At 67.5% G+C, this 24,748-nt stretch carries 22 protein-coding genes; 14 read left to right on the top strand and 8 right to left on the bottom strand.

The features are described from left to right. A partial coding sequence (locus J2T47_RS29485; protein ID WP_437181001.1) for a hypothetical protein occupies positions 1 to 106 on the bottom strand: 106 nt, incomplete at its 3' end. Between the two features lie 48 nt (positions 107 to 154). Then, on the bottom strand, positions 155 to 982 hold the full coding sequence (locus J2T47_RS19545) for an FAS1-like dehydratase domain-containing protein (protein ID WP_253450380.1): 828 nt from the start codon (positions 980 to 982) through the stop codon (positions 155 to 157). A 155-nt stretch (positions 983 to 1,137) separates the two neighbouring features. On the opposite strand from J2T47_RS19545, the gene J2T47_RS19540 reads away from it, so the two are divergent. Then, the gene (locus tag J2T47_RS19540) at positions 1,138 to 2,052 is read left to right on the top strand and encodes a LysR substrate-binding domain-containing protein (protein WP_253450377.1); all 915 of its coding nucleotides are present in this window, start codon (positions 1,138 to 1,140) and stop codon (positions 2,050 to 2,052) included. Here the strand turns inward: J2T47_RS19540 and J2T47_RS19535 are convergent. The 3 genes from J2T47_RS19535 to J2T47_RS19525 all read right to left on the bottom strand — a co-directional run bounded on the left by J2T47_RS19535 (position 2,032) and on the right by J2T47_RS19525 (position 7,849). Continuing rightward, entirely contained in the window at positions 2,032 to 4,449 is a 2,418-nt protein-coding gene (locus tag J2T47_RS19535; protein ID WP_253450374.1) for a helix-turn-helix transcriptional regulator, read from the bottom strand. The genes J2T47_RS19540 and J2T47_RS19535 overlap by 21 nt on opposite strands. A gap of 160 nt (positions 4,450 to 4,609) precedes the next feature. Then, complete coding sequence (locus tag J2T47_RS19530) at positions 4,610 to 5,977, bottom strand: DUF1329 domain-containing protein (RefSeq protein ID WP_253450371.1); 1,368 nt, start codon at positions 5,975 to 5,977, stop codon at positions 4,610 to 4,612. Positions 5,978 to 5,992: 15 nt separating this feature from the next. Beyond that, positions 5,993 to 7,849, bottom strand: a complete 1,857-nt coding sequence (locus J2T47_RS19525; protein ID WP_253450368.1) for a DUF1302 domain-containing protein — start codon at positions 7,847 to 7,849, stop codon at positions 5,993 to 5,995. Between the two features lie 341 nt (positions 7,850 to 8,190). Here J2T47_RS19525 and J2T47_RS19520 point away from each other — a divergent pair, with 341 nt between their 5' ends. Then, positions 8,191 to 9,777, top strand: a complete 1,587-nt coding sequence (locus J2T47_RS19520) for an arylsulfatase (RefSeq protein WP_253450365.1) — start codon at positions 8,191 to 8,193, stop codon at positions 9,775 to 9,777. A 35-nt stretch (positions 9,778 to 9,812) separates the two neighbouring features. Here the strand turns inward: J2T47_RS19520 and J2T47_RS19515 are convergent, their stop codons facing one another. After that, positions 9,813 to 10,724: a LysR family transcriptional regulator gene (locus J2T47_RS19515; RefSeq protein WP_253450362.1), complete on the bottom strand. Its 912-nt coding sequence runs from the start codon at positions 10,722 to 10,724 to the stop codon at positions 9,813 to 9,815. A gap of 110 nt (positions 10,725 to 10,834) precedes the next feature. Between J2T47_RS19515 and J2T47_RS19510 the strand changes: the two genes are divergently transcribed. The 7 genes from J2T47_RS19510 to map all read left to right on the top strand — a co-directional run bounded on the left by J2T47_RS19510 (position 10,835) and on the right by map (position 17,231). Then, on the top strand, positions 10,835 to 11,308 hold the full coding sequence (locus J2T47_RS19510; protein ID WP_253450359.1) for a MaoC family dehydratase: 474 nt from the start codon (positions 10,835 to 10,837) through the stop codon (positions 11,306 to 11,308). Continuing rightward, the gene (locus tag J2T47_RS19505; protein ID WP_437181000.1) at positions 11,305 to 12,453 is read left to right on the top strand and encodes an acyl-CoA dehydrogenase family protein; all 1,149 of its coding nucleotides are present in this window, start codon (positions 11,305 to 11,307) and stop codon (positions 12,451 to 12,453) included. The genes J2T47_RS19510 and J2T47_RS19505 overlap by 4 nt, the downstream gene beginning before the upstream one ends. A 9-nt stretch (positions 12,454 to 12,462) precedes the next feature. Then, positions 12,463 to 13,461: an acyl-CoA dehydrogenase family protein gene (locus J2T47_RS19500; RefSeq protein WP_253450354.1), complete on the top strand. Its 999-nt coding sequence runs from the start codon at positions 12,463 to 12,465 to the stop codon at positions 13,459 to 13,461. Between the two features lie 67 nt (positions 13,462 to 13,528). Continuing rightward, a complete protein-coding gene (locus tag J2T47_RS19495; protein WP_253450351.1) occupies positions 13,529 to 14,851 on the top strand; it encodes an MFS transporter in 1,323 nt (440 codons plus the stop codon). Positions 14,852 to 14,877: 26 nt separating this feature from the next. Continuing rightward, the gene (locus J2T47_RS19490; protein ID WP_253450348.1) at positions 14,878 to 16,158 is read left to right on the top strand and encodes a CaiB/BaiF CoA transferase family protein; all 1,281 of its coding nucleotides are present in this window, start codon (positions 14,878 to 14,880) and stop codon (positions 16,156 to 16,158) included. A 96-nt stretch (positions 16,159 to 16,254) separates the two neighbouring features. Further along, on the top strand, positions 16,255 to 16,464 hold the full coding sequence (locus J2T47_RS19485; protein ID WP_081520395.1) for a ParD-like family protein: 210 nt from the start codon (positions 16,255 to 16,257) through the stop codon (positions 16,462 to 16,464). Then, positions 16,461 to 17,231 (top strand): type I methionyl aminopeptidase, encoded by a 771-nt coding sequence (gene map / locus J2T47_RS19480; protein WP_253450345.1) that lies wholly within the window; start codon positions 16,461 to 16,463, stop codon positions 17,229 to 17,231. Before J2T47_RS19485 ends, map begins: the two co-directional genes overlap by 4 nt. Before the next feature lie 8 nt (positions 17,232 to 17,239). Here the strand turns inward: map and J2T47_RS19475 are convergent, their stop codons facing one another. Further along, the gene (locus tag J2T47_RS19475; RefSeq protein ID WP_253450342.1) at positions 17,240 to 18,073 is read right to left on the bottom strand and encodes an oxidoreductase; all 834 of its coding nucleotides are present in this window, start codon (positions 18,071 to 18,073) and stop codon (positions 17,240 to 17,242) included. A gap of 92 nt (positions 18,074 to 18,165) precedes the next feature. On the opposite strand from J2T47_RS19475, the gene J2T47_RS19470 reads away from it, so the two are divergent. The 5 genes from J2T47_RS19470 (at position 18,166) to J2T47_RS19450 (ending at position 24,316) form a co-directional block, all read left to right on the top strand. Next, positions 18,166 to 19,119, top strand: coding sequence for an AraC family transcriptional regulator (locus J2T47_RS19470; protein WP_253450340.1), 954 nt, complete (start codon positions 18,166 to 18,168; stop codon positions 19,117 to 19,119). 182 nt (positions 19,120 to 19,301) lie between these two features. Then, on the top strand, positions 19,302 to 20,048 hold the full coding sequence (locus J2T47_RS19465) for an AraC family transcriptional regulator (protein ID WP_253450336.1): 747 nt from the start codon (positions 19,302 to 19,304) through the stop codon (positions 20,046 to 20,048). A 101-nt stretch (positions 20,049 to 20,149) separates the two neighbouring features. Beyond that, positions 20,150 to 21,637, top strand: coding sequence for an efflux transporter outer membrane subunit (locus tag J2T47_RS19460; RefSeq protein ID WP_253450333.1), 1,488 nt, complete (start codon positions 20,150 to 20,152; stop codon positions 21,635 to 21,637). Beyond that, a complete protein-coding gene (locus J2T47_RS19455) occupies positions 21,634 to 22,779 on the top strand; it encodes an HlyD family secretion protein (RefSeq protein ID WP_253450330.1) in 1,146 nt (381 codons plus the stop codon). Before J2T47_RS19460 ends, J2T47_RS19455 begins: the two co-directional genes overlap by 4 nt. After that, a complete protein-coding gene (locus J2T47_RS19450; RefSeq protein ID WP_253450327.1) occupies positions 22,772 to 24,316 on the top strand; it encodes an MDR family MFS transporter in 1,545 nt (514 codons plus the stop codon). Before J2T47_RS19455 ends, J2T47_RS19450 begins: the two co-directional genes overlap by 8 nt. A 3-nt stretch (positions 24,317 to 24,319) precedes the next feature. Here the strand turns inward: J2T47_RS19450 and J2T47_RS19445 are convergent, their stop codons facing one another. Continuing rightward, positions 24,320 to 24,724, bottom strand: a complete 405-nt coding sequence (locus J2T47_RS19445; RefSeq protein ID WP_253450324.1) for a hypothetical protein — start codon at positions 24,722 to 24,724, stop codon at positions 24,320 to 24,322. Positions 24,725 to 24,748 lie beyond the last annotated feature (24 nt).

Genomic DNA, 24,748 nt, shown 5'->3' with positions numbered 1-24,748 from the left:
AGCCTTTCTCTTCGTCGATCTTGCGCCAGTATTCGGCAGGGAACTCCGCGCACAGGGCGCGCACGCCGTCACGGATGGCCTGGAGTTCTTCGGGGGTGGACGTCATCGAAACACCTCATGTCTTTCTTGTTGGAGGCACCTGCAAAAGGTGCGGTCAGTCGAATTCCACTTCGCCGCGCTGGGCGATGCCGGCGCCGTTGCCGGCCCAGACCTCGGCCTTGCCGGGGCCGATCAGGCGGCCGCCGACGGCGAACGGCTCGGGGCTGATCAGCGGGCGCAGGCCGCGATAGGCATAGCGGCGCAGGCGTGCATTGGGGTTGGCGCGGCAGAACGCGCGCAGGTTCAGGGTGCCGATCAGCGGGCCGTGCACCACCAGGCCGGGGTAGCCCTCGGCTTCGGTGACATAGGGCCAGTCGTAATGGATGCGGTGGCCGTTGAAGGTCAGCGCGGAATAGCGGAACAACAGGATCGGCGACGGCACCACGGCCTCGCTCCAGTCGCCGGCGGGCACGGCATCGCCGCTGGAGAGCTTGGGCGGACTGGGTTCGCGGTAGACGATGTCCTGTTCCTCGCTGAACGCCGGGCGGCCGTCCTGGGTGAATTCGTGGCGCAGGGTGACGAACAGCAGCGAGCCGGTGCGGCCGTGCTTTTCCTCGACATTGATAATGGTGGTGGTGCGTTTCGCCACGCCGCCGACGCGCAGTGGCTCATGGAACTCCAGGCGGCCGCCGGCCCACATGCGGTTGCGCCCATCGGCCGGGGGCAGGAAGCCGCCGCGCGCCGGATGGCCGTCGGCGCCCAGGCCCGGCTCGGCCACTTCATCCTGGAAGAACATCCAGTGCCACAGCGGCGGCAGTGCCTCACCGGCAGCCGGGACCTCTTCGGCCAGGGTCACGGCCAGGCGGCGGACCAGCAGCGTACTCAGTTCTTCCTCACGTTCCTGGGAGCGGCCGATCCAGTCGGCGTAGGGTGAATCGCTCATTGCGGACCTCTAGGCAGGTTTGATGAACGGAGCATGCAACAGGGCTTGCGTTCGTCGAATCCACATTTTCATAATCCAGCGTTAGGCAATCCCTAACGCCATTTCCACACTTCAAGCCTAGCGCCGCTGTCGGTCGCTTCGCGGAGAACCGCCCCATGCATTTCGACCTCGCCGACCTGCGGCTTTTCGCACACATCGCCGAAGCCCCCAGCCTCACCCAGGGCGCGCGCCGCGCCCATCTCTCGGCGGCCGCCGCCAGCGCGCGGATCAAGGCGCTGGAAGGCCAGCTCGACTGCCGCCTGCTTTACCGCGACAACCGGGGCGTCGAGCTGACCCCGGCGGGCCAGCGCCTGCTGCAGCACGCGCGGCTGATCCTGCGCCAGGTGGACCACCTGAAGAGCGACTTCAGCGGCCAGGCCGGCGACCAGGTCGGGCACATTCGCATATTCGCCAACACCACGGCCTGTACCGAATTCCTCCCCGAGCTGCTGGCGGACTTCCTCGCCGAACGCCCCGGCGTCAGCGTCGACCTGCAGGAGCGGCTGAACCGCGACATCGTCCGCGCCATCCTCGACGGCTCGGCGGACCTGGGTATCGTCGCCGGCCCGGTGCGCGCCGAGGGCCTGCAGATCGTCCACTTCAGCACCGACCGCCTGGTGCTCGCCGTGGCGCCGGAACACCCGCTGTGCGCCCTGCCCCGCCTGACCCTGGCCGACACGCTGGACTATCCGCACATCGGCCTGCACGAAGGCAGCACCCTGCAGAGCTTCCTGCGTGAGCGGGTGGAACGCGTGGGCGGCGAGCTGAACCTGCGTATCCAGGTGGCCAGCTTCGAGGCGATCTGCCGGATGATCGAGGCCGGCGTAGGTATCGGCGTGATCCCGGAAACGGCCGCGGTGCGCCACAGCCGCACCATGAACCTGCGCATACTGCCGCTGGACGAGCCCTGGGTGATCCGCGAACGCAGCGTGCTGTTGCGTGACCGCGAGGCCCTGCCCGCCTGCGCCCGCGCGCTGGTGGACCTGTTGCGCGGCCTGCAGGGGGGCGGCTCAACCGAGCAGCCCCAGTGACTTGGCGCGGACGATGGCCTGGGTGCGCCGGCGCACGCCAAGCTTGGCGTTGATCTTCTTGGCGTGGGTCTTCACGGTGTTGAGCGAGATGAACAGGCTGTTGCCGATTTCCTGGTTCGACAGGCCCTCGGCGAGCAGGCGCAGCACCGCCACTTCCCGCGCGGTGAGGCAATGGGCAACGTCCTCGGCGTCACCGCTGGTGGTCGGCAACAGGCCGGGCAGGTGTTCCGGCGCGATCTCGACCTGCAGGCTGTGCAGGGCATGTTCGGCCTCGCCCGTCAGCGCCTGGTAACCCAGTGCCTGGCACTCTTCGCGCAATACCTGCAGACGTAGCCGTGCGGCGTCGATCCGACCACAGCCGGCCTCGGCCAGCGCCAGCAGGTAACGCAAGCGCTGCGGCAAAGACGGCGTATGCAAGGGTGCGACCCGCTCCGGGCGCTGCTCCAGTTCCGCCTCCAGCATCGTTGCCTCATGGTGCAGGCGCAGCCACTGCCCCTGGCGCGCGAGCAGGCGCAGCTTGAGGCTTTCCAGCGGTAGCCGGTAGCAGTCGGGCTGTACCTTCCAGCAATGCATGCGGCGTTCGGCTTCCTCGCAATAGCGTTGCGCGGACGCTGTGTCGCCGCTGCGCGAGGCCGCCTCGCCAAGGCCCAGCAGGCCATGCAGGATGTACGGATCGGCGCACGAGCGAGCCAGGCGCGCACCGTTCTCCAATGCCCGCGTGGCAGTCGTGGCATCGCCCTGCAGGAGCAGCAGCTCGCCATCGAGGAAGGTCAGCCGACCGCGCAGCAGCTCGTGCCCTTGGTTACCCGCCGGTAGCCGCTCGCGGCAGGCGTCCAGCAGGCTGCGAGCCTGTTCGCGCTCGCCGGCCAGCAGGCACAGGCGCACCCGGTCGCAGTCGATCAGCACTTCGCTGGCCAGGCAGCCCTGGCGCCGCGCCAGCTCCAGCGCGGCCTGGAAGATGCGTCGGGCCTGCGGCAGCGCACCGGTGGCCATATCCAGGCGCGCCAGGGTGGTCAGGCACAGCAGGGTCGAACGCCAGTCGCGCGGTTCGAGGTCTTCGAGGGCCGCGCTGCAGTACTCGCGGGCCTGTTCGAGGCGGCCGTGCATGCCGTCCAGCGCGCCGCGCAGGGCCAGCCAGTTGGCCAGCAGGCGGCGGTTGCGCGGCGACTGGGGCTGCGGCAGGAAGTTGCCCAGGCGCTCGATGCAGCTATGCGCTTCGTCCAGCCGCCAGCTGAACAGCAGCGCGCGGGCGCTCAGGCTGATCAGCCGTGGCGTGCTTTCCAGCAGGGTCGCCGGCAGCCGCTCGCGCCACTCCAGCAGCAGGCCGAGGTGACGGCCGCTGAACAGCCAGTCCATGTCCAGGCGGTCCATGTAGCCGGCGGCGACTTCCGGCTGGCCGGCTTCCAGCGCCATCTCGATGGCTTCGTCCAGCCAGCCGGCCTGGCCCAGCACGCCACAGGCGCGCAGGCGCAGGCGGGTCAGCGCCGGGCCCTGGAGATGGCACTGCAACGCCTTGGCCACCAGCGGCGGCAGACGGAAGCAGCTGGCCTCGGCATCCAGTGCGAGAAAGAAGCCCTGCCCCTGCTGCAGTCGATCGAACAGCACGCCGCCCTGTTCTTCCCAGAGGTTCGCGCAGATGTCCCGGTTGAAGCGCGGCAGGTAGGCCAGCCCGCAGAGCATCGCGCCGGTCTCGGCATCGAGTCGGCCCAGCAGTTCCTGGAACAGGTAGGTGCGCAGCCAGGACGCCACCTCCCCGGGCGCATGCACGCCGTCGCGCGCGCTGAGCACCAGTCGAGCGCCGGCACACCAGCCCTGGGTTGCGGCCCACAGGCGCTCGCGGCAATCGACGTCGTAGCCCTGCGCCAGCGCCAACAGGTCGCATTCCTCACGGCTGAACGCCAGGCGCGCGGCGCCCAGTTCGCAGAGACGCTCATCCAGCAGCAGCCGCGAGAGGTTCCAGGCCGGCCGCTGGCGGCTGCTCACCAGCAGATACAGCGGCGTTTCCGCGAGGCCGAGCAGGCGCTGCAGCCAGACGTCGAGTTCCGGGGCGGCCGCCTGCGGATAGTCGTCCAGTACCAGCCACAACGGTTGCCGGCGCGACTGCAGGGCCAGTTGCACGCTCGCCGGGTCACTGTCGAGCAAGCCCAGCTGGCGGGCTATCTGGGCGCAGCAGGCACTCAGCGCCAGGGGCTGCCCGGCGAAGTCCAGCCAGACGCGGGCACAGCTCGCGGGCAGACGTTCCAGCACGGCGCGGGCCAGAGCGCTCTTGCCATAGCCGGCCGGGGCGCACAGCAGGTTCAGGCGCCGGGGCGATTCCAGCAGAGCCTGGAGCAGCGGCTCGCGGGGCAGATGCAGGGCGACCGGCGTAGCGGCGGCAATGGCGGGGAAACTGGACATGGCGACACCCGTTATCGTTGTAGTTCGTGCTGCGTCGGGGTGTCAGAAGATCATTGCGGGGCGAAGCGGGACAATCGGTCGTTCGGACTAGCCGCAGGACTAGCCCTGACCCGGCGCCGCCACGCAAGGCGCGGCGCCGGGCTGTTTCAGGCAGGGCGGATCAGCGGATACCGGCGTTGCGCAGGGCCGCAGGGGTGAAGTCGTTCATCGCGGCGCTGACGCCGAACTGCGCGCCCTTGCGGGCCTCGTTGACCAGGCCCATGGCGATGTAGCGCCCGGCGATCAGGTCGTTCAGCGACTGCACGGCGTACACCGAGATGCCCTGCTCGTAGTCGTTCACCTGGAAGCCCTCGCCCACGCGCCAGAGCTGGCCACGGCCGTCGTACTGGTCGGTGGCGACGATGGACCAGGTGTCCTCGTCGACGTACATCCGGCGGGTGCCGTAGATGTGCCGCTCGCCCGGCTTCAGCGTGGCTTCCACCACCCACACGCGATGCAGTTCGTAGCGTGCGTGCTCAGGGTTGATGTGCCCGGCCTTGAGGATGTCGTCGTACTTGAGCTGCGTGGACCACAGGCGGTAGTTGTTGTACGGGACGTACATCTCCTTCTTGCCCACCAGCTTCCACTGGTAGCGGTCCGGCGCGCCGTTGTACATGTCCAGGTCGTCGGCGGTGCGCAGGCCGTCGGCAGCAGTGCCGGGGCCGTCGTAGGCCACCTGCGGGGCGCGGCGCACGCGGCGCTGGCCGGCGTTGTAGATCCAGGCCAGGCGCGGCTCCTTGACCTGGTCGATGGTCTCGTGGACCAGCAGCACGTTGCCCGCCAGGCGCGACGGCGCGGTCACCTGCTGCTTGTAGTAGAACAGCACGTTCTCGCTCTGCTTGCTGTCGGCGCCGCCGGTCAGCGTCTGCGGGTAGGCGATGTCCTCGACCATGCTCACCGTGTTGTAGGAGCCGTTGGTCTGCGGCGTGGCCTGCACGGTCTCGCGGTGCTGGTTGCTGCCGCGGTAGCGGGTCATGTGGTTCCAGATCACCTGCACGCCGTTCTGCGGAATCGGGAAGGCGTAGTAGTGCGAGCTGAAGTTGGCCAGGCCGTTGCCGTCGTTGGCTTCCTGGGTGGTCACCGCGCTCTGCTTCACTGCGTCGTACACCGCCTGCGGGCTCGCGGCGCTGCGGCGGGTGGTGAACACCGGCATCCTGTAGCTGTCCGGGTAGCGCTTGAACATCGCCAGCTGGCCGGCGGTGAGCTTGTCCTTGTACTGCTCGGCGTTGGCCGCGGTGATCACGAACAGCGGCTTGTCGGTGGGGAAAGGATCACCGAGGAAGCCGTTCTCCACCTTCGCCGCGCCGGGCTTGAGGCCACCGGTCCAGGCCGGGATGCTGCCGTCGGCGTTGCCTTCCTTCTGCGCGCCCATGGGGGTCAGCGCGCTGCCGAGTTTGTCCGCTTCCTGCGCGGAGACGGCGGCTTGCACCGAGCAGGCCAGGAGGCTGAGGCCGAGGATGGCGCCCTTGATCATTGTGGTTGCTTGCATGTGCTGTTCACCTGCTCAGAAGTTCACGCCGACGCTGACCGACATGTAGTCGCGGTCGGTCAGGGTGTTGTAATCGCCGCCGAAGTAGTTGGTGTAACTCAGGCTCATCGTGTAGGTGTTCTGGTAGTCGGCATCCACGCCCAGGCTGATGGCCTTGGCGCCTTCCTCGAAGCTCGGGCCGGTGCCATTGATGTCCTGGGACCAGGCCATGTTCGGCTTGAAGTTGATGCCGGCGATGACGTTCGGGTAGTCGAGGATGCCGCGTACGCGGTAGCCCCACGAACTGGTGGTGTAGAAGCCCTTGTTGTTGCACTCCTGCTGCGGGTTGCTGGCGGTGGCGGTGCCGGCGGCGGTGCCGACGCACACCGACTGGTCGAGCAGCTCGCCGGCGCCGAAGGTCGGGCTGCGGCCGAAGCGCAGGTCACCCACCGAGTTGCCGATGCCGCTGATATGGTCGTAACCCACCTCGCCCACCAGGGTCAGGCGTTCGGAGCCCAGCACCTGGTCGAAGAACTGCGTGGCGCTGACCTGCACCTGGGTGAACGGCAGGCGCTTGTAGCCTTCGATGTTCGCGCCCGGCGCATTCACCGCCTGGCCGTCGACGAACACCGGCGACACCGCGGTCGCCACGCCATTGACCAGGCCCACCTGGTTGACCGCGGCGAGGTTCAGGTCGGCGGTGTTGATCTGCATCGGCATGTTCGGCCGGAAGCTGACCTCGCCATTGAGCGCGACGCCGGCCAGGTTGGTCTGGAAGCTCAGGCCGTACAGGCGGATGTCCTCGGGGTAGTCGACGAAGTAGCTGGCGCCGCGCACACGGCTGGCAGTGGTCAGCGCGTTGGAGGCGCCGGCGTAGGTGGTGCGGGTGAAGCTCAGGAAGGGGTTGCGGCTGTGATAGTTCATCACGTACGCGCCCAGTTCGGTGTCGTTGAAGTCCGGCAGGAACCAGCGCATGGCCAGGCCGAACTGCCCGGAGTCGCCCGGTTCGTGGTCGTCGGTACGGGGGATGTAGGCGTTGGCGCGGTTGGTGGCGACGTCGAGGATGGTGCCGGCATTGGATCGCGGGTCATTGGGCGCGAAATCGGGACCGGCGATCACCAGGCGGTCGTCGCAGCCCTTGGCCACGGCATCCACGGCGAAGAAGGTGCCGCAGTTCTCGGTGACCGTCTTGTCCCACTTGATCTGGTAGAACGCCTCGGCGGTGACGTTCTCGGAGAGCCCCTGGGAGAAGTACAGCAGCTGGATCGGCACCAGCGCTTCCTTCACCTCGGCGCCGGGGCGGCGCAGGGCCGAGACGTCCACCGGGTTGATGGAGTTGATCGAGTTGGGGATGAAGGTGCTCTCGCCCCAGCTCACCACCTGCTTGCCGAAGCGCACGTTGCCCGGCAGATCGCCCAGCTGGTAGTTGTGGTAGAGGAAGGCGTCGAGGAACTCGCCGCCAGAGGCCCTGGCCGACTGGTCGCGGCCATGGTCGTCGATGTTGTAGTAGCGCAGGTCCTCGTCCTTGAGCTTGAAGTCGTACCAGTACTTGCCGCGCAGGAAGGCGCCGGAGTCGCCGTACTTGAGTTCGAGGTCGTGGGTGCCCTTGAAGATCTTCGAGAACACGTCGCCCTTGCTGAAGTTCAGCCGGCCGTCGTCGGCGGTGCGCGAGGCGGCCTTGCCCTTGGCGCCGACCACGTTGTAGTTGGAGATGAACTTCGGGTCCGGGTTGCTCAGGGCCCAGCTCATGCCCAGGGACGCCGAGGAATCCAGCTGCCCTTCGATCTCCCCGATATTGAAGTTGACGGCGTGTGCGCAGGGTGCGCTCGCCAGGGCGATGGCCAGGGCCAGCGCCTGCGGTCGAAAGTGTCCGCGCATTGTTATTGTTGGCATGCGGTACTCCAGGTGGTCCAGGTGTTGGAGTGCGCATGCTGGCAGCGCGTGGGGCGCGCAAAAACCGCCCGATCAGGTGATTTTCGCCCTCACCCGAGCAGGTGATTCCGGCTTTTTCAGCCGTATCCGACTGCGTTCCCGCGAGCCTTTCCACGGGAGCGGGCCGCCCCCGCGATACCCCACGTAACACCCCCGGGCATCACCCTTTCATGACAATCCGGCGAACCACCCCAACGGGTGATTTGCACCCCACCCCTTGCCGCGTTCAATGGCGCCCTGTGCCCGGCCACCTGCGCCAGGGCCTGCAAACCACAACAACAAGCATCACGGAGAACCGTGCTATGACCCGCAAACGCAGCTGGCTGCCGCGGCTGACCCTGGCCGTCGGCCTGCTGGCCGGAGCCGGCGCCCAGGCAGCCGACAAGCCGAACATCCTGGTGATCTTCGGCGACGACATCGGCCAGACCAACATCAGCGCCTATTCCCAGGGCGTTGTCGGTTACCGCACGCCGAACATCGACCGCATCGCCAAGGAAGGCATGCTGTTCACCGACTACTACGCCGAAAACAGCTGCACCGCCGGCCGCTCGACCTTCATCACCGGGCAGGCATCGCTGCGCACCGGGCTGACCAAGGTCGGCGTGCCCGGATCGCCAGTCGGCCTGCAGGACCGCGACATCACCCTGGCCCAAGCGCTCAAGGGCCAGGGCTACGCTACCGGGCAGTTCGGCAAGAACCACCTGGGTGATCGCGACGAATACCTGCCGACCAGACATGGCTTCGACGAATTCTTCGGCAACCTCTACCACCTCAATGCCGAGGAAGAGCCCGAGCGCCCGTACTGGCCCAAGGACCCGGGCAATCCCTACGTCCAGCACTTCTCGCCGCGCGGGGTGATCCACTCCTACGCCGACGGCAAGATCGAGGACACCGGGGCCCTGACCAAGAAGCGCATGGAAACCATCGACGACGAGACTACCCAGGCGGCGATCAACTTCATCGACAAGCAGGCCAAGGCCGACAAGCCGTTCTTCGTCTGGATGAACACCACGCGCATGCACCTCTACACCCACGTGCGCGACTCGATGAAGGGCCAGAGCGGCATGCCGGGCAACGAGTACGCCGACGGCATGCTCGAGCACGACGGCGACGTCGGCAAATTGCTCAAGAGCCTGGATGACCTGAAACTCACCGACAACACCATCGTCATCTACACCACCGACAACGGCCCGAACCGCTTCACCTGGCCGGATGCCGCCACCTCGCCGTTCCGCAACGAGAAGAACTCCAACTACGAAGGGGCCTTCCGCGTGCCGGCGATGATCCGCTGGCCGGGACACATCGAAGCAGGCCAGGTTTCCAATGGGCTGTTCTCCGGGCTGGACTGGTTCCCCACCCTGCTCTCGGCGGTCGGCATTCCCGATGCGAAGGAACGCCTGCTCAAGGGCTGGGCACCCACGGCGGGCGGGCCGAACTTCAAGGTTCACCTGGACGGCTACGACCAGCTGGCCTACCTGACCGGCAAGCAGAAGGACAGCGCGCGCAGCGAGTTCTACTACTTCAACGACGACGGCCAACTGGTGGCCATGCGTTTCGGTGACTGGAAGGCGGTGTTCTGCGAACAGCGCAAGCCCGGTGGGTTCGAGGTGTGGAGCGAGCCCTTCGTCTGCCTGCGCATCCCCAAGCTGTTCAACCTGCGCATGGACCCCTACGAAACCGCTGACATCGTCTCCGACCAGTACAGCGACTGGGTGGTGAAGAACGCCTACCTGCTGGGCATCGCCACCCTGAAGTCCACGCAGTTCCTGCAGACCTTCGTCGAGTGGCCGCCGAGCCAGCGCCCGGCCAGCTTCACCATCGACCAGGTGCAGCAGGCCGTGTACCAGAAGATCGCCGAGAAGGCCCGCCAGCAGGCCCACGGCAACTGAACAAGGGCCGGCCCCGTGTGGGGCCGGCGCTTTTTCTAGGCGTCCTGCCCGTCTCCAGCCGCCAGCAATTCCACCGCCATGTCACGGAACTGCCGCACCACGCGGCTCTCGTTGTCCGGGTTGTAGACCAGGGCGAGCGCCACGGTGCGCTCCTGATGCGGTGTTTCCAATTCCAGGAAGCACACCGGTGCCGACGAATTGCGCGCATGCAGCGCCGGCACCAGCGCCACGCCCAGGCCGCATGCCACCAGGCTGATCGCCGCCTGCACCTGAGTCGTGGAGTGCACCAGCTGCGGGACGAAGCCCGCCGCCTGGCACAGCTGCAACAGCACGTAGTGCAGGCCTTCGGTGTGCGGGTAGTCGATCAGCGGCTGGTCGGCGACCTCTGCCAGATGCACGCGGCTACGCCCGCTCAGGGCCAGCGGGCTGTCCAGCGGGACGACCAGCATCATCGGCTCCCACACCAGCGGAATCAGCTTCAGCGTGCTCGGCTGCGGCAGCGGGAAACGCACCAGGCCGACATCGGCAGCGCCGTTCTCCACCAGCTCCAGCACGCCGCTGGAGGGTAATTCGCGCAGCTCCAGGGTGATGCCCGGATAGCGCCGGCGAAATTCCGGGATCAGCCGCGGAATCAGCGACAGCGTTGCCGAACCCACCGAGCCCAGGGTCAGTTGCCCGCGCTCCCCCGCCCCCGCCTCCAGCGCGTAGCGCCGCGCCTGCTGCAGGTGCAGCAATGCCTTGCGCAACTCCGGCAGGACCGCCTCACCGGCTTCGGTGAGCGCCACCTGGCGCGTAGTCCGCTCGAACAGCGGCAGGCCGATCTCCTCCTCCAGCTTGCGGATCGACACCGACAGTGGCGGCTGGGACATGTGCAGGCGCTCGGCGGCCTCGCGGAAGTTCAGGGTCTCGGCCAGGGCGAGGAACTGGTGAATCTGGCGCAGCTCCATACTGATACTCCGTATGTATCAATCGTTCTCCAAATAATATTGGATGACTACCAGCCCTGCCCATAGCCTGACCCCACTCGACGACAACAATCCCAACAGGAGAGTGCTGCATGGCGCACCACGAAATCGCCCTCGGGCAAGGTTATTACTGGCAGCAGATCGAAGCCGGCCAGCGTTTCCGCACCTTCCGCCGGACGGTCACCGAGGCTGACCTGATCGGCTTCGTCGGCGTCACCGGGCAGACCGAAGTGATCTTCATCGACAGCACCTTCAATGGTGCCATCCAGGGCCGCCCGGTGCCGGCTGCGCTGAGCTACAGCCTGATCGAAGGCATCCTCATGCAGACCATGCTGCAAGGCACCGGCCTGGCCCTGCTGGAACTGCACAAGAGCGTGAAAGGCCCGGTGGTCGTGGGTGACACCCTGGAAGCCGTGGTGGAGATCGAGGAAGTCCGCCCGACCTCAAAGCACAACCGCGCCGTGGTCACCTCCCGGGTCTTCGTGCTCAACCAGCGTGAGGAGACGGTGATGGAATACCAGGTCAAGCGCCTGCTCGCCGGCCGCCCCGAACGGGGTGAAGGCTGATGCTCGAAGCCCTCGACTTCCGCGCGCTACCGGCGCGGCACGAGGCCTTGCGCGAGGAGCTGCGCAGCTTCCTCGCCGGGCGCCTGCGCGATTACCCCACCGACCTGCGGGCGCGCAGCTGGCAAGGCTTCGACGCCGACTTCAGCCGTGCCCTGGCCGAGCGCGGCTGGGTCGGGCTGACCCTGCCGCGCGAGTACGGCGGCGCCGGCCTCGACCCGCTGGCGCGCTTCGTGGTGGTGGAAGAACTGCTCTGCGCCGGCGCGCCGGTGGCCGCCCACTGGATCGCCGACCGCCAGAGCGGCCCGCTGCTGCTGCGCTTTGGCAGCGAGCAGCAGAAGCGCCTGCACCTGCCGGCGATCTGCCGTGGCGAACAGTTCTTCTGCATCGGCATGAGCGAACCGAATTCTGGCTCGGACCTGGCCAGCGTGCGCACCCGCGCCGAAGCCAATGCCGACGGCTGGCTGCTCAACGGCCAGAAGATCTGGACCACCTACGCCCAGCACAGCCACTACATGATCGCCCTGGTACGCACTTCCGGCAGCGCCCAGGACCGCCATCGCGGGTTGTCGCAGGTGCTGGTCGACCTGTCGCTGCCCGGCATCAGCATCCGCCCGATCCGCGACCTCACCGGCGCCGAGCACTTCTGCGAAGTGTTCTTCGACAACGTGCAGCTGCCGGCCGCGGCACTGGTCGGCGAGGAAGGCGATGGCTGGAAACAGGTAACCGCCGAACTGGCCTTCGAGCGCAGCGGACCGGAGCGCATCTACTCCAGCATCGCCCTGCTCGATGCCTGGCTGGACTGGCTGCGCAGCCACCCACAGGCGGGCCAGGAGCGTCTGTTGGGCCAGCTGCTGAGCGAGCTGATGGTGCTGCGTGCGCTGTCGGTGAGCCTCGCCGCGCAACTGGCGGACGGCCGCAGCCCGGTGGTGGAAGCGGCGCTGGTGAAGGACCTGGGCACCAGCTTCGAGCAGTCCATCCCGACCCTGCTTGGCGACCTGCTCGGCGCGGTGGATGGCGGCGCCGTCCCGCACCTGCTGCAACGCACCCTGGCCTACCTGGAACGCATGGCCCCGGTGTTCTCCCTGCGCGGCGGCACCCGCGAAATCCTCCGCGGCGTGATCGCCCGCGGCCTCGGCCTGCGATAGGAACCCCCCATGAGCCTCGACACCCTCATCATCGACGCCTTCGGCCAGTGGCTGGAAGGCGAAGTCAGCGCCGAGCGCGTGCGCCGCATCGACCTGGGCGAGCCCGCCGACGGGCTGTGGCGCTCGCTGGCTGAACACGGTTTTGCCGACCTGCTGTTACCCGAGGAACTTGGCGGCGCGGCGGCCAGTGCGGAAACCGCCTGCCACCTGCTGCTCGCCGCCGGCGGCGCAGCGCTGCCGCTGCCGCTCGCCAGCACCTGGTGGGCGCGCCTGGCGCTGGCCGAAGCCGGTCTTGCGCTGCCCGAAGGCCCCATCGCCCTGGCGAGCGGCGAGCGCGACGGCCAAGGCCTGCGCTGCCATGCGGTGCCCTTCGCCGCGCAGTCGCGCTGGGTGCTGGCAACCCTGGCGGAAGGCGCCTGGCTGCTGCCGGTGGACAGTGCGCAACGCCGGGCGGACGGCGTCCACGCCAGCGCCACCGAAGCACTCTTCTGGCCCGAAGTGCCCGCCGACGCCCTGCGTCTGCCAGCGGAGCGGGACTGGCGCGCCCTGGGCGCGGCCTACAGTGCGGCGCTGATCGCCGGCGCCGCAGAACGGGTACTGCACCTGACCCTGGACTACGCCACTACCCGCCAGCAGTTCGGCAAGCCGGTCGGCGGTTTCCAGGCCGTGCAGCAACAGATCAGCGCGCTCGCCGAAGAAGCCTTCGCCGCGTGCATGGCGGCGCAACTGGCGCTGCGCGGGCCGAACTGGCCGCAGGGCATCCCGGCCGCCGTGGCCAAGGCGCGCTGCAGCAGCGCGGCGGTGCGCATCTGCAACATCGCCCATGCGGTCTTCGGCGCCATCGGTGTCACCGAGGAATGCGACCTGCAGCTCTACACCCGCCGCCTGTATGCCTGGCGCGCGGACTTCGGCAGCGAGGCGTACTGGCAACCGCTGATCGGCCGTGCGGCGCTGCGGGAGAGCGGCGACAGCCTGGCCTTCCTGCGCCGCCACCTGCCCGCCGCCTGAACCGTGCCTCTCACAACCGTGCTTCTCAAAACCGTGCTTCTCAAAACAATGACAATGGAGAACACCGATGGCCCACATTCTCAGCCAACCGCACCGCGCCACCTCAACGGGCGCGGCGTCCAGCAGCCGACCCATCGCCTGGCGCACCATCATCGCCGGCAGCGTCGGCAACACCGTGGAATGGTTCGACTGGACGGTCTACACCGCCTTCGCCCTCTACTTCAGTCACCAGTTCTTCCCCTCGGACAACGAGACCACCGCCCTGCTCGCCTCCTTCGCGGTGTTCGCCATCGGCTTTGCCATGCGCCCGCTGGGTGGCTGGCTGATCGGCATCTTCAATGACCGCGCCGGGCGCAAGGCAGCGCTCAACCTGACCATCCTGATGATGGCGCTGCCCTCGCTGCTTATCAGCCTGATGCCGACCTACGCCACCATCGGTATCGCCGCACCCGTGCTGATGGTATTGGCACGCATGGTCCAGGGGCTCTCGGTCGGCGGTGAGTACGGCGCCGCCGCGACCTTCCTCGCCGAATCGGCGCCGGCCGGCCAGCGCGGCCTGTACTCGGGCTTCTTCTTCGCCAGCATCGCCCTCGGCCTGCTGTTCGCCTCGGGCCTGGCCTGGGCGCTGAGCCAATGGCTGAGCCGCGACCAGTTGATCGACTTCGGCTGGCGCATTCCGTTCTTCATCGGCGGCCTGGGCAGCCTGGCCGGCTTCTGGATTCGCCATGGCGTCGAGGAGACCGCAGCGTTCCGCAAGGGCCAGGAGCAACGCCATGGCCAACGCGTCGAGCAGCCGCTGCGCACCCTCTGGCGTGACCATCCGGAGGCGGTGAAACGCCTGGTCGGCATCAGCCTGCTGGGGGCCTTCGCCTTCTACCTGTTCGTCAGCTACCTGCCGGTGCACGCCATCCGCACCCTCGGCGTGGCGCCGGGCACCGCCTACGCTGCCAGCAGCCTGGCGCTGGTGGTGTTCATGATCTCCCAGCCGCTGTTCGGCTGGCTGTCCGACCGCATCGGCCGGCGCCCGCAGCTGATCGTCTTCGCCCTGGGCTACGCCGCGCTGCTCTATCCGGTAGTGCGCTCGATGAATGCCTCGTTTGCCTCGATCCTCGCCGTCGAACTGTTCGGCCTGCTGCTCTACGGGCTGTATTCGGCCATCGCCCCGGCGATCAAGTCGGAGCTGTTCAGCACCGATATCCGCGCCCTGGGCATCGGCCTGCCGTACAACCTGGTGGTGGCGATCTTCGGCGGCACCACGCCCTACCTGATGACCTGGCTGCAGAGCCGCGGCCAGGAGCAGTGGTTCCTGGTCTACGTCTCGGTCATGGCGTTGATCACCCTGGTGGCGTTCGTGCGCATGCCCGAAACCCGCGGTAAAGACCTGCACTGAAGCCCTGCAGCGAACTGGAGAAAAGCATGAGCAACACCCAAGCCACCCCACAGGGCCCGCTTGCGGGCCTGCGCGTCCTCGACCTCTCGCGGGTTCTCGCCGGACCCTGGGCCACGCAGATCCTCGGCGACCTGGGCGCGGACGTGATCAAGGTGGAGCGCCCCAGCCGGCGCGACGACACCCGCACCTGGGGACCGCCGTTCCTCGAGGACAGCAGCCCCACCTGGGATGCCGCCTACTACTTCTGCGCCAACCGCAACAAGCGCGCCATCGCCGTGGACTTCGGACACCCCGACGGCGCCGCACTGCTGCGCCGTCTGGCCACCTCGGCGGACGTCCTGGTGGAGAACTACAAGGTCGGCACCCTGGCGCGCTACGGTCTGGATTACGCGGCCCTCAAGGCCCTGAACCCGAAGCTGATCTACTGCTCGGTCACCGGCTTCGGCCAGACCGGCCCGTACGCCGGGCGCGGCGGCTACGACTTCCTGGTGCAGGGCATGAGCGGGCTGATGAGCATCACCGGACGCCGCGACGACGAACCCGGCGCCGGGCCGCTGAAGGTCGGCCTGCCGGTGAGCGACCTGTTCTGCGGGCTGTACGCGACCATCTCGATCCTCGCCGCGCTGAACCATCGCCACGCCAGCGGCGAAGGCCAGCACATCGACTGCGCGCTGCTCGACAGCCAGCTGTCGCTGATGGCCAACCAGGCGATGAACCACCTGGTCAGCGGGCAGGTGCCGCAACGCCTGGGCAACGCCCACCCCAACGTGGTGCCGTACCGCGACTTCGCCTGCAACGACGACTACATCCTCGTTGCCTGTGGTTCCGACGGGCAGTTCCAGGCGCTGTGCCGCCTGCTCGACCGCGACGACCTCGGCGGCGACCCGCGCTTCACCCGCAACCCCGGCCGCAGCCAGCATCGCCGCGAGCTGGAAGTGGAACTGGCAAGAAGCATCGCCGGCTGGCAAGCCGCCGACCTGCTCGCGGCCATGGAAAAGGCCGGCGTGCCCGGCGGGCCGATCAACAACCTGCAGCAGGCCCTGGCCGACCCGCAGGTACAGGCCCGTGGGCTGTTGCAGACCCTGACCCGGCAGGACGGCACCGAAGTCACCCTGCTCGGCTACCCGGCACGCTTCTCCGCCTCGCCGCCCACCTACCGCCTGGCGCCGCCGATGTTCGCCCAGGACACCGCGCAGGTGCTGGCCGAGCAACTGGGGCTGGCCACCGAGCAACTGACGGAGCTGGCTGGCAAGGGCGCGATTGCCCTGGCCCAGCCACTGGCGGAGCCTGTTTCGAAGGTGGGCTGAGCCGCCGGCTTTGCATTCCCTCGCCTCGGTCAATATGATGCATATATGTTTTGTTATGCTTCATAGCGAATTGCGTCAGAGAGAGGCGAGAGAATCATGGGCATCATCAACCTGGACGACGACCTGCACGACCAGCTTCGCCGCGCCAGCTCCGTGGCCTGCCGGTCGATCAACGCCCAGGCGGCGTTCTGGATCAAGATCGGCATGCTCTGCGAGCTGGAACCGACCCTGAGCTTCAACGAGATCATCACCCGCGAACTGCAGGAAGCCGGGGTCAAGTACTCCGCTGCGGGAGGCGCCAAGTGACCAAGACGCCTGCGGAACTGGCGCTGATGGCCGAATCCGGCCGGCTGCTGGCGAAGGTCTTCGGCTTCGTCGACAGCCTGCCGCTGGACGGCATGACGACCCTGGAAGTCAACGACCGGGTCGAGCGCTACATCGTCGATGAGCTGCAGGCGCGGCCGGCCAGCAAAGGCCAGTATGGCTTCGCCTACGTGCTCAACTCCTCGCGCAACCAGGTGGTCTGCCATGGCGTGCCGTCCGAGGCGGACCGACTTCAGGACGGCGACATCGTCAACTTCGACATCACCCTGGAGAAGAACGGCTTCATTGCCGATTCGAGCAAGACCTACCTGATCGGCAACGTCTCGCCCGCCGCCCGGCGCCTGGTGGAGATCACCTACGAGGCGATGTGGAAAGGCATCCGTGCGGTGAAGCCCGGCGCACGCCTGGGCGACGTCGGCCACGCCATCGAGCGGCACGCCCGGCAGCACGGCTACACCGTGGTCGAAGACTACTGCGGCCACGGCATCGGCCGCGAAATGCACGAGCCGCCACAGGTGCTGCACTTCGGCCGTCCGCGCACCGGGCAGGTGCTGCGCGAAGGCATGACCTTCACCATCGAGCCGATGCTCAACCAGGGGCATTCCGGGGTGAAAACCCTGGCGGACGAATGGACCGTGGTCACCCTCGACGGCAAGCTCTCCGCGCAGTTCGAGCACACCGTGGCAGTTACCGCCAGCGGCTTCGAAGTCCTCACCCTGCGTCCCGAGGAGCGCAACGCCGGCTACTGATGCGCCGCTCAGCCGTCGGTGGAACGGCTGAGCGCTTCCCAGTGACTGATCTCGTCCTGCAAGGCTGACAGTTTCTGCCGCACCAGCCCCAGCGCATCGCTGCCCAGCAGCAGATGCCGTGGCGGCACCGGCGCTTCGATGGCCGCCAGCATCGCTTGCGCGGCTTTCTGCGGGTCGCCCAGCTGCTTGCCGCTCTTTTCCTGCCGCGCCTGGCGCACCGGGTCGAACAGCGCATCGTAGTCGGCGATGGAGCGCGGGCTGCGGACCATGGAGCGCCCCGCCCAATCGGTGCGGAATGACCCCGGCGCCACGGCGGTCACGGCGATGCCGAAGCCTTCGACCTCCTTGCCCAGTGCGTCGCTGATGCCCTCCAGGGCGAACTTGCTGCCGCAGTAATAGGCGATGCCGGGCAGGGTGATGTAGCCGCCCATGGAGGTGATGTTGAGGATGTGCCCACGCCGGCGCTCGCGCATGCAGGGCAGCACGGCCTGGATCATCGCCACGGCGCCGAAGACATTCACCTCGAACTGCCGGCGCATCGCTTCCAGCGGTGATTCCTCAAGGATGCCTTCGTGACCGTAGCCGGCGCTGTTCACCAGCACGTCCAGTGGGCCGACGCTGGCTTCGATTTCCGCGACCATGCCGGGGATGGCATCGACGTCGGTCACGTCGAGCAGCCGGCCGAATATCCGGCCGGGCGCCAGGGCTTCCAGGTCGGCGCGGGCCTGTTCGGTGCGCACCGTGCCGATGACGTGATGGCCGGCGGCGAGCGCCTCGCGAGCCAGCGCCAGGCCGAAGCCGCTGTTGGCGCCGGTGATCAGCAGGGTCTGGGAAGATGACATGGGGTGACTCCATTGCAGGGGGATTGAATGCACAATACGTAGCCCCATCTGTCTTTCAGAGACCTCAAACTCTGCGTTTATTGCCTGATTCTATGAATACGGATATCAAAGACTTCCGCGCCACGCAGGCACGCATGGCCACCCTGCTGGCCGCACTGGCTCCACAGGAAGGCTACAACCTCACTGCGCTGCCGGGCGTGCGCCTGCTGCGCTCGAATCGACCGCTGGCACGCACGCCGGTGCTCTACGACCCCGGCATCGTGATCGTCTGCCAGGGCTGCAAGCGCGGCTATTTCGGCGAAGAAATCTACCTCTACGACGAACAGCACTACCTGGCCGTCGCGGTGCCGGTGCCCTTCACCATGGAAACCGATGCCACGCCAGAACGCCCGCTCCTGGCGCTCTACCTGCACCTGGACTTCCAGCTCGCCGCCGAGCTGATGTTGCAGATCGACCAGTCAGGCAAGCCGCTGGCCGCGGACTCGCCGCGCAGCCTGTTCTCCAGCCCGATGGACCCGGCGCTGACGCAATCCGTGCTGCGCTTGCTCGAGGCCCTGGGCGATCCGCTGGAAACCGCCATCCTCGCGCCCGCCCTGCTGCGCGAGCTGTATTTCCGCGTGCTGACTGGCGCCCAGGGCCATGCCATGCGCGCCGCACTGGCCATGCGCGGTCGCTTCGGCAACATCGCCAAGGCCCTGCAACGTATCCACGCGAGCTACGCGCAGCCCATCGACCTGCCGCAACTGGCGAGCGAGGCCGGCATGAGCGTTCCGTCCTTCCACAGCCACTTCAAGGCCATCACCCGCACCTCGCCCATGCAGTACCTCAAGTGCACGCGGCTGCACCAGGCGCGGCTGCTGATCGTGCGCCAGGGCATGACGGCGCAGGCGGCAAGCCTGGCCGTCGGCTACGCCAGCGCCTCGCAGTTCAACCGCGAGTTCAAGCGCCTGTTCGGCCGCACGCCGCTGGCAGAGGCACAGCGCATGCGGGAGAACTTCGCGATTCCGCCAGCGCAGGAAGCTTCGACCTACATCTCGTCCCACTGAGGTGGGAAGCTTTGTGAGAATTCCAATATCCCGCCATTTGGCGATCATTTATTGCTGGAACTAGACAATCACAGCCATGTATCGCCGATTTCCTGCCGCACGTTTCACTTAGAATGCTGACTCCCCCAGGAGCCCTGCATGAAACCGCTCGACACTTCCCCCTGCCCCGCAGGCAAGACAGCATGACCTGCGCCCTCTCCCTCGAAGCGCTGGCCTACGACCATCGGGATGGCGAGGAAATCCTGCCGCACTGTCACACCCAGGCGCAGCTGATCCACTCGATTTCCGGGGTCATGCTGGTGGGCGCTGCACAGAAGAACTGGGTCGTGCCGCCCGGCCACGCGCTGTGGGTACCACCGGGCACCGAACACCAGATCCGCATGTTCGGCAGCGTACGCATGCGCACCCTGTTCATGCCCGCTTCCACCTGGCCCTGGGGCGGCCAGCAGTGCCAGTTGATCGCGGTACCGCCACTGCTGCGGGAACTGCTGGTGGCCGCCAGTGCGCTGCAGGCCGGTGCGGGCAATGAGCACCGACGTCGCTGCCTGCACGAGATGCTGCTGGTGGAAATGGACGCGGCACAGACCGTCGGTATTCACCTCGCCATGCCGCAGGACCCGCGCCTGCTGCGGCTGTGCAACGCGGTGATCGCCGCACCGGCGGACGAAACCGGCATGGAGGACTGGGCGCAGCAACTCAACATGAGCAGCCGCACCCTCGCCCGGCTGTTCCAGCGCGAGCTGGGGATGAACTTCGGCGACTGGCGCACCCGCGTGCGCATGGTCCTCAGCCTGCAACGCCTGATCGCCGGCGCCTCGGTGCTGGAAGTGGCGCTGGAGCACGGCTACCAGAGCCCGAGTGCGTTCTCGCAGACCTTCAAGCGGGTTCTCGGGCGGTTGCCGAGCCACTACCTGGCGGCACACGGCTGAGCAGCTTGTCATTTTCGCGAGGCTGGTTGTCGGCCTTGCGAGAGAGCCGTACTGGCTGAATCCCTAACCTGCGGGAGTCCGAAACCAAGTGACTCCCCGACATGCCCATACCCTCTTTCAACCTGCGACATTCGCTGCTCGCGCTGGCCTGTGCCGGCCTGCTGGTCAGCGGCTGCACGGCGGTCAGCGAACATCCAGCCCCGGCTGCCCAGTTGCCCGCTGGCGGCGACTGGCAGGCGCTCGCTGCCGGCACCGCCGGGCAGGACCCACCCACTGACTGGTGGCGGCTGTATCAGGATCCGCAACTCGATCAGCTGGTAACCCGGGCGCTGCAGCACAACCAGGACCTGCAGGCCTCCCTCGCCCACGTCGACGAATTGCTGGCCCTGCTGGGCCAGGCCCGCGCGCAACGCTGGCCGAGCACCACGGCAAGCTGGCAGACCTTCTACGGCCGCACCAGCGACGACCAGACCGAAGCCAAGGCCACCGGCAGCCGCGCCGGCTCGCAGTGGAACCAGGTGCCCGGGTTCGCGCTGGACTACCAACTCGACCTCTGGGGCCGGGTACGCCAGTCGATTCTTGCCGCACAGGCCAACGTCGGGGCGGCGCAGGCCGCCCATGACCAGTTGCGGGTGAACGTCGCCGCCGGCACCGCCCGCGCCTACGCCAATGCCTGCGCTTACGCAGCACGGGCTGCCATCCAGCAGCACTCGCTCACGACCGTGGAGCGCAGCCTCGACCTCACCCTCCGCCAGCGTCGCGCCGGGCTGGTCACCGAGCTCGAAGTGGACCGCGTGCGCAGCCTGCTGGAGGAAACCCGCGCCCTGCTGCCGCGCCTCCAGGCCGAACACCAGGCGGCGCTGGAAGAACTCGGTGTACTCACCGGCAGCGAGCCGGGGCAACTGCCGGTGGCCGTCGGCAACTGCCGAAGCGTGCCGCAACTGAGTCAGGCCCTGCCGGTCGGCGATGGCTGGGCGCTGCTGCAACGCCGGCCGGACATCCGCGCCGCCGAACGCGCGCTGGCTGCCTCCGGGCATGAAGTCGGCGTGCGCCAGGCCGACTTCTACCCGAGCGTGTCCTTCGGTGCGTCGATCAGCTCGTCCGCCCAGCGCCTGCATGACCTCGGCGGGCACGAGGCGATCACCTATGCGGTCGGGCCGCTGATCAGCTGGAGCTTTCCCAACCTGCTGACCACCCGTGCCCGCCTCGAGGGCGCACAGGCCCAGGAGCGCCAGCAGCTCGCACGCTTCCAGCAGCAGGCGCTGGTTGCGCTCAAGGAGGTTCGCCAGAGCCTGGCTCGCTACCACGGCGAGAGCGGCCACCGCGATGCGCTGGCCGGCGCCCTGGACAGCAGCCGCAATGCCTACCACCTGGCGCAGTTGAACTACCAGGCCGGCGCCCTGGACTTCCTCGACGTGCTGGACAGCGAGCGCGCCATGGTCCGCCTCGAAGCGGACAAGGCCGAAGCCGACCGGCAACTGGTCGAGCGCCAGATCGACCTCTTCCATGCCCTTGGCGGTGGCTGGCAGGAATCGCCGGCCCGGGAACTCGCCCGGCACACTCCCCATTCCACAGGACCCGCCCGATGAACATGGCCGTCGATGAACAACAAGCCACCTCCGCCGAACAGGCCAGCAGGATCAACCGCAAGCGCCGATTGTTGTGGCTGGGCGGCGGCTTGCTCGCATTCGCCGCACTGGCGTACAGCCTCTATTGGGCCGGTGTCGGCCGTTACCTGGAAGAAACCGACGACGCCTACGTGCGTGCCGACTGGATCGCCATCAGCCCGAAGCTTTCCGGCTACGTCGCCGAGGTGCTGGTGGCGGACAACCAGAGCGTCGCCGCCGGTACTCCGCTGGTGCGCATCGAGGACCGCGATTACCGGGCCCGCTTGCAGCAGGCACGGGCGCGGCAGACTGCGGCCCGGGCCGCCATCGCCGTACAGCAGGCGGCACTGGTAACGCTCGATGCGCAGTTGAAGGAGCAGCAAGCGCTGATCGACCAGGCTGCCGCCGATATCGACAGCGCCCGCGCCGAACGCCAGCGCGCACAGCTGGACTTCCAGCGCTACCGCGATCTGGTGGCCCAGCAGGCGGCCAGCACCCAGCGACTGGAAAGCGTCACCGCCGAGTTCGCCCGCGCGCGCTCCGCACTGAGCCGCGCTGACGCCGCAGCGATCCGGCAGCGCACTCGTCTTGGCGTGCTCCAGGCCAATCGCGAACAGGCCGCCGCTCAGTTGCGCCAGCAGCAGGCCCGAGCCACCGAAGCGGATGCCGGCTTCACCCTGGCGCAGCATGAACTGGACGACACACTGATCCGCGCCCCCATTGCCGGCGTGGTCGGCCAGCGCCGCGTACGCCAGCGCCAGTACGTCACGCCCGGCCTGCCGCTGCTGGCGCTGGTGCCGGTGGCGCAGTCCTATGTGGTAGCCAACTTCAAGGAAACCCAACTGCTCCGCATGCGCCCCGGCCAGCCGGTGAAGGTGCGCATGGACAGTTTCCCCGGTGCCGTGTTGCACGGCCGCGTGGAAAGCTTCTCGCCCGGTTCGGGCGCGGTGTTCGCCCTGCTGCCGCCGGACAACGCTACCGGCAACTTCACCAAGATCGTCCAGCGCTTCCCGGTGCGTATCGCGCTGGAGCCCAACGCACGCCTGCAGGTACCGATCCTGCCCGGCATGTCGGTGATTGCCGAAGTGGACACCCGCGGCGGCGAGGCACAGCCCCATGAGTAGAGCGGGCGATGACAGCGAAAAGACCTCGTTCAAGGCCTGGGTGGCGGTGATCGGCGGGCTGTTCGGCTGCTTCATGGCGGGTATGAACGTCCACGTCACCAGCGCCGCCCTGCCGGAAATCCAGGGCTCGCTGAGCGCCAGTTTCGAGGAAGGCTCGTGGATTTCCACGGCTTACCTGGTCGCCGAGATCGTGATGATCCCGCTGACCGCCTGGCTGGTGGAGGTGTTCTCCCTGCGCCGGGTGATGCTGGTGGGTTCGGCGATCTTCCTGGCGGCCTCGGTGGCGTGCTCGTTCTCGCCCAACCTCGCCACCCTGATCGCCATCCGCGTCATCCAGGGGGCTGCCGGCGCGGTGCTGATTCCGTTGTCGTTCCAGCTGATCATCACCGAGCTGCCGGCCTCGCGGGTGGCCATGGGCATGGCACTGTTCAGCCTGTCCAACAGCGTCGCCCAGGCCGCCGGCCCGTCCATCGGCGGCTGGCTGACCGACGCCTACAGCTGGCGCTGGATCTTCTACCTGCAGCTGATCCCCGGCGTGCTGCTGCTGGCGGCCGTGGCCTGGGCCATCGAGCCGAAAGCCATGCAGCTGGAGAAGTTGCGCAACGGCGACTGGCTGGGCATCGCCAGCATGATCGTCGGCCTGGGCGCGGTGCAGATCGTGCTGGAGGAAGGCGGCCGCAAGGACTGGTTCGGTTCCGACTTCATCGTCTGGATGCTGGTCGTCGGCGTGATTGCGCTATTGCTGTTCATCTGCACGCAGCTGTTCGGCCGGCGCTCGTTCATCAACCTGCGCCTGCTGGCCGGCTACAACTTCGGTGTGGCCAGCGCGGCGATGTTCATCTTCGGCGCAGCGACCTTCGGCCTGGTGTTCCTGGTGCCCAACTACCTGTCCCAGCTGCACGGCTACAACGCCAGCGAGATCGGCGTCAGCCTGATCGCCTATGGCCTGGTGCAGTTGCTCCTGGCGCCGCTGATGCCGCGCCTGATGCGCTGGCTGAACCCCAAGCTGATGGTCACCAGCGGCTTCGCCATCATGGCGCTGGGCTGCTACCTCGGCGCGCACCTGGATGCCGACAGCGCCGCCAATGTGATCATTCCATCCACGGTGGTGCGCGGCGTCGGCCAGCCTTTCATCATGGTGGCGCTGTCGGTGCTGGCGGTCTCGGGCCTGTCCAAGCAGCAGGCCGGCTCGGCCTCGGCGCTGTTCTCCATGTTGCGCAACCTGGGCGGCGCGGTGGGTACGGCGGCGCTGACGCAGATCGTCTCGCAGCGCGAGCGCTTCCATTCCGAGCGCATCGGCGAACAGGTGACGCTTTTCTCGCCCGCCTTGCAGGAGCGCCTGCAAGACGATCCGGGCGGTGCCTTTGGCCTCAACGAATGGTTGCCGGCGCAGGCCGAAGCCCTTGCCCGTCTCGGCGCGCACATTCGCCATGAGGCATTTCTCATGGCGTACGGGGATGCGTTCTACCTGTCCTTCCTCGCCTTGCTGGCCTGCGCGGTGGCCGCGCTGGCTCTGCGCAGCAACCGCCAGGTTTGATCGTCACTCGATGCCAATGTGAATGCTGTAGTCCACCTTGGTCCCGCGCCGGGCGGTGGCGCGCATCTGGTAGACCTGCACGCTGTAGGTGCCGGAGGCTGGCAGCGCGCCGCTCCAGTCCTGGCCGACGGCGCCGCTGCCCAGGGCGGTGGATTCGCCCGGTTTGTCGCCCGGCGCGAACAGGTTGAAGTTGGCGTTGCTGCTGCCGCTGACAGCCACTTTCATGTGCTGGCCGGCTTTCGCCGAGAGCGTGTAGAGGACCGTGTCGTAGCCCTTGAAACTGCCTTTGACGGTGGAGCTGCTGGCGCCCTTGGCGAAGTGCACCGGGACCGTGGTGACGGTGTCGGCAGCCAGCGCAAACGCAGGGGTGGCACTGAGCAGACAGAACAGCAGGAGGGAGGTTTTCATGGTGATCATCCTGTGGTCAGGGAT

Source organism: Pseudomonas nitroreducens, assembly GCF_024170165.1.
Taxonomy (GTDB): domain Bacteria; phylum Pseudomonadota; class Gammaproteobacteria; order Pseudomonadales; family Pseudomonadaceae; genus Pseudomonas; species Pseudomonas nitroreducens_C.
The sequence above is the reverse complement of the archived record's forward strand: the minus strand, read 5'-3'. Positions and strand labels throughout refer to the sequence as shown.

Coding starts and splice junctions, on each gene's coding strand:
- J2T47_RS19540 (WP_253450377.1), top strand. CDS start 1,138: ATGCATTTCGACCTCGCCGACCTGCGGCTTTTCGCACACATCGCCGAA.
- J2T47_RS19455 (WP_253450330.1), top strand. CDS start 21,634: ATGAACATGGCCGTCGATGAACAACAAGCCACCTCCGCCGAACAGGCC.
- J2T47_RS19495 (WP_253450351.1), top strand. CDS start 13,529: ATGGCCCACATTCTCAGCCAACCGCACCGCGCCACCTCAACGGGCGCG.
- J2T47_RS19500 (WP_253450354.1), top strand. CDS start 12,463: ATGAGCCTCGACACCCTCATCATCGACGCCTTCGGCCAGTGGCTGGAA.
- J2T47_RS19525 (WP_253450368.1), bottom strand. CDS start 7,849: ATGCCAACAATAACAATGCGCGGACACTTTCGACCGCAGGCGCTGGCC.
- J2T47_RS19450 (WP_253450327.1), top strand. CDS start 22,772: ATGAGTAGAGCGGGCGATGACAGCGAAAAGACCTCGTTCAAGGCCTGG.
- J2T47_RS19445 (WP_253450324.1), bottom strand. CDS start 24,724: ATGAAAACCTCCCTCCTGCTGTTCTGTCTGCTCAGTGCCACCCCTGCG.
- J2T47_RS19460 (WP_253450333.1), top strand. CDS start 20,150: ATGCCCATACCCTCTTTCAACCTGCGACATTCGCTGCTCGCGCTGGCC.
- J2T47_RS19520 (WP_253450365.1), top strand. CDS start 8,191: ATGACCCGCAAACGCAGCTGGCTGCCGCGGCTGACCCTGGCCGTCGGC.
- J2T47_RS19485 (WP_081520395.1), top strand. CDS start 16,255: ATGGGCATCATCAACCTGGACGACGACCTGCACGACCAGCTTCGCCGC.
- J2T47_RS19470 (WP_253450340.1), top strand. CDS start 18,166: ATGAATACGGATATCAAAGACTTCCGCGCCACGCAGGCACGCATGGCC.
- J2T47_RS19490 (WP_253450348.1), top strand. CDS start 14,878: ATGAGCAACACCCAAGCCACCCCACAGGGCCCGCTTGCGGGCCTGCGC.
- J2T47_RS19545 (WP_253450380.1), bottom strand. CDS start 982: ATGAGCGATTCACCCTACGCCGACTGGATCGGCCGCTCCCAGGAACGT.
- J2T47_RS19475 (WP_253450342.1), bottom strand. CDS start 18,073: ATGTCATCTTCCCAGACCCTGCTGATCACCGGCGCCAACAGCGGCTTC.
- J2T47_RS19515 (WP_253450362.1), bottom strand. CDS start 10,724: ATGGAGCTGCGCCAGATTCACCAGTTCCTCGCCCTGGCCGAGACCCTG.
- J2T47_RS19530 (WP_253450371.1), bottom strand. CDS start 5,977: ATGCAAGCAACCACAATGATCAAGGGCGCCATCCTCGGCCTCAGCCTC.
- J2T47_RS19510 (WP_253450359.1), top strand. CDS start 10,835: ATGGCGCACCACGAAATCGCCCTCGGGCAAGGTTATTACTGGCAGCAG.
- J2T47_RS19465 (WP_253450336.1), top strand. CDS start 19,302: ATGACCTGCGCCCTCTCCCTCGAAGCGCTGGCCTACGACCATCGGGAT.
- J2T47_RS19535 (WP_253450374.1), bottom strand. CDS start 4,449: ATGTCCAGTTTCCCCGCCATTGCCGCCGCTACGCCGGTCGCCCTGCAT.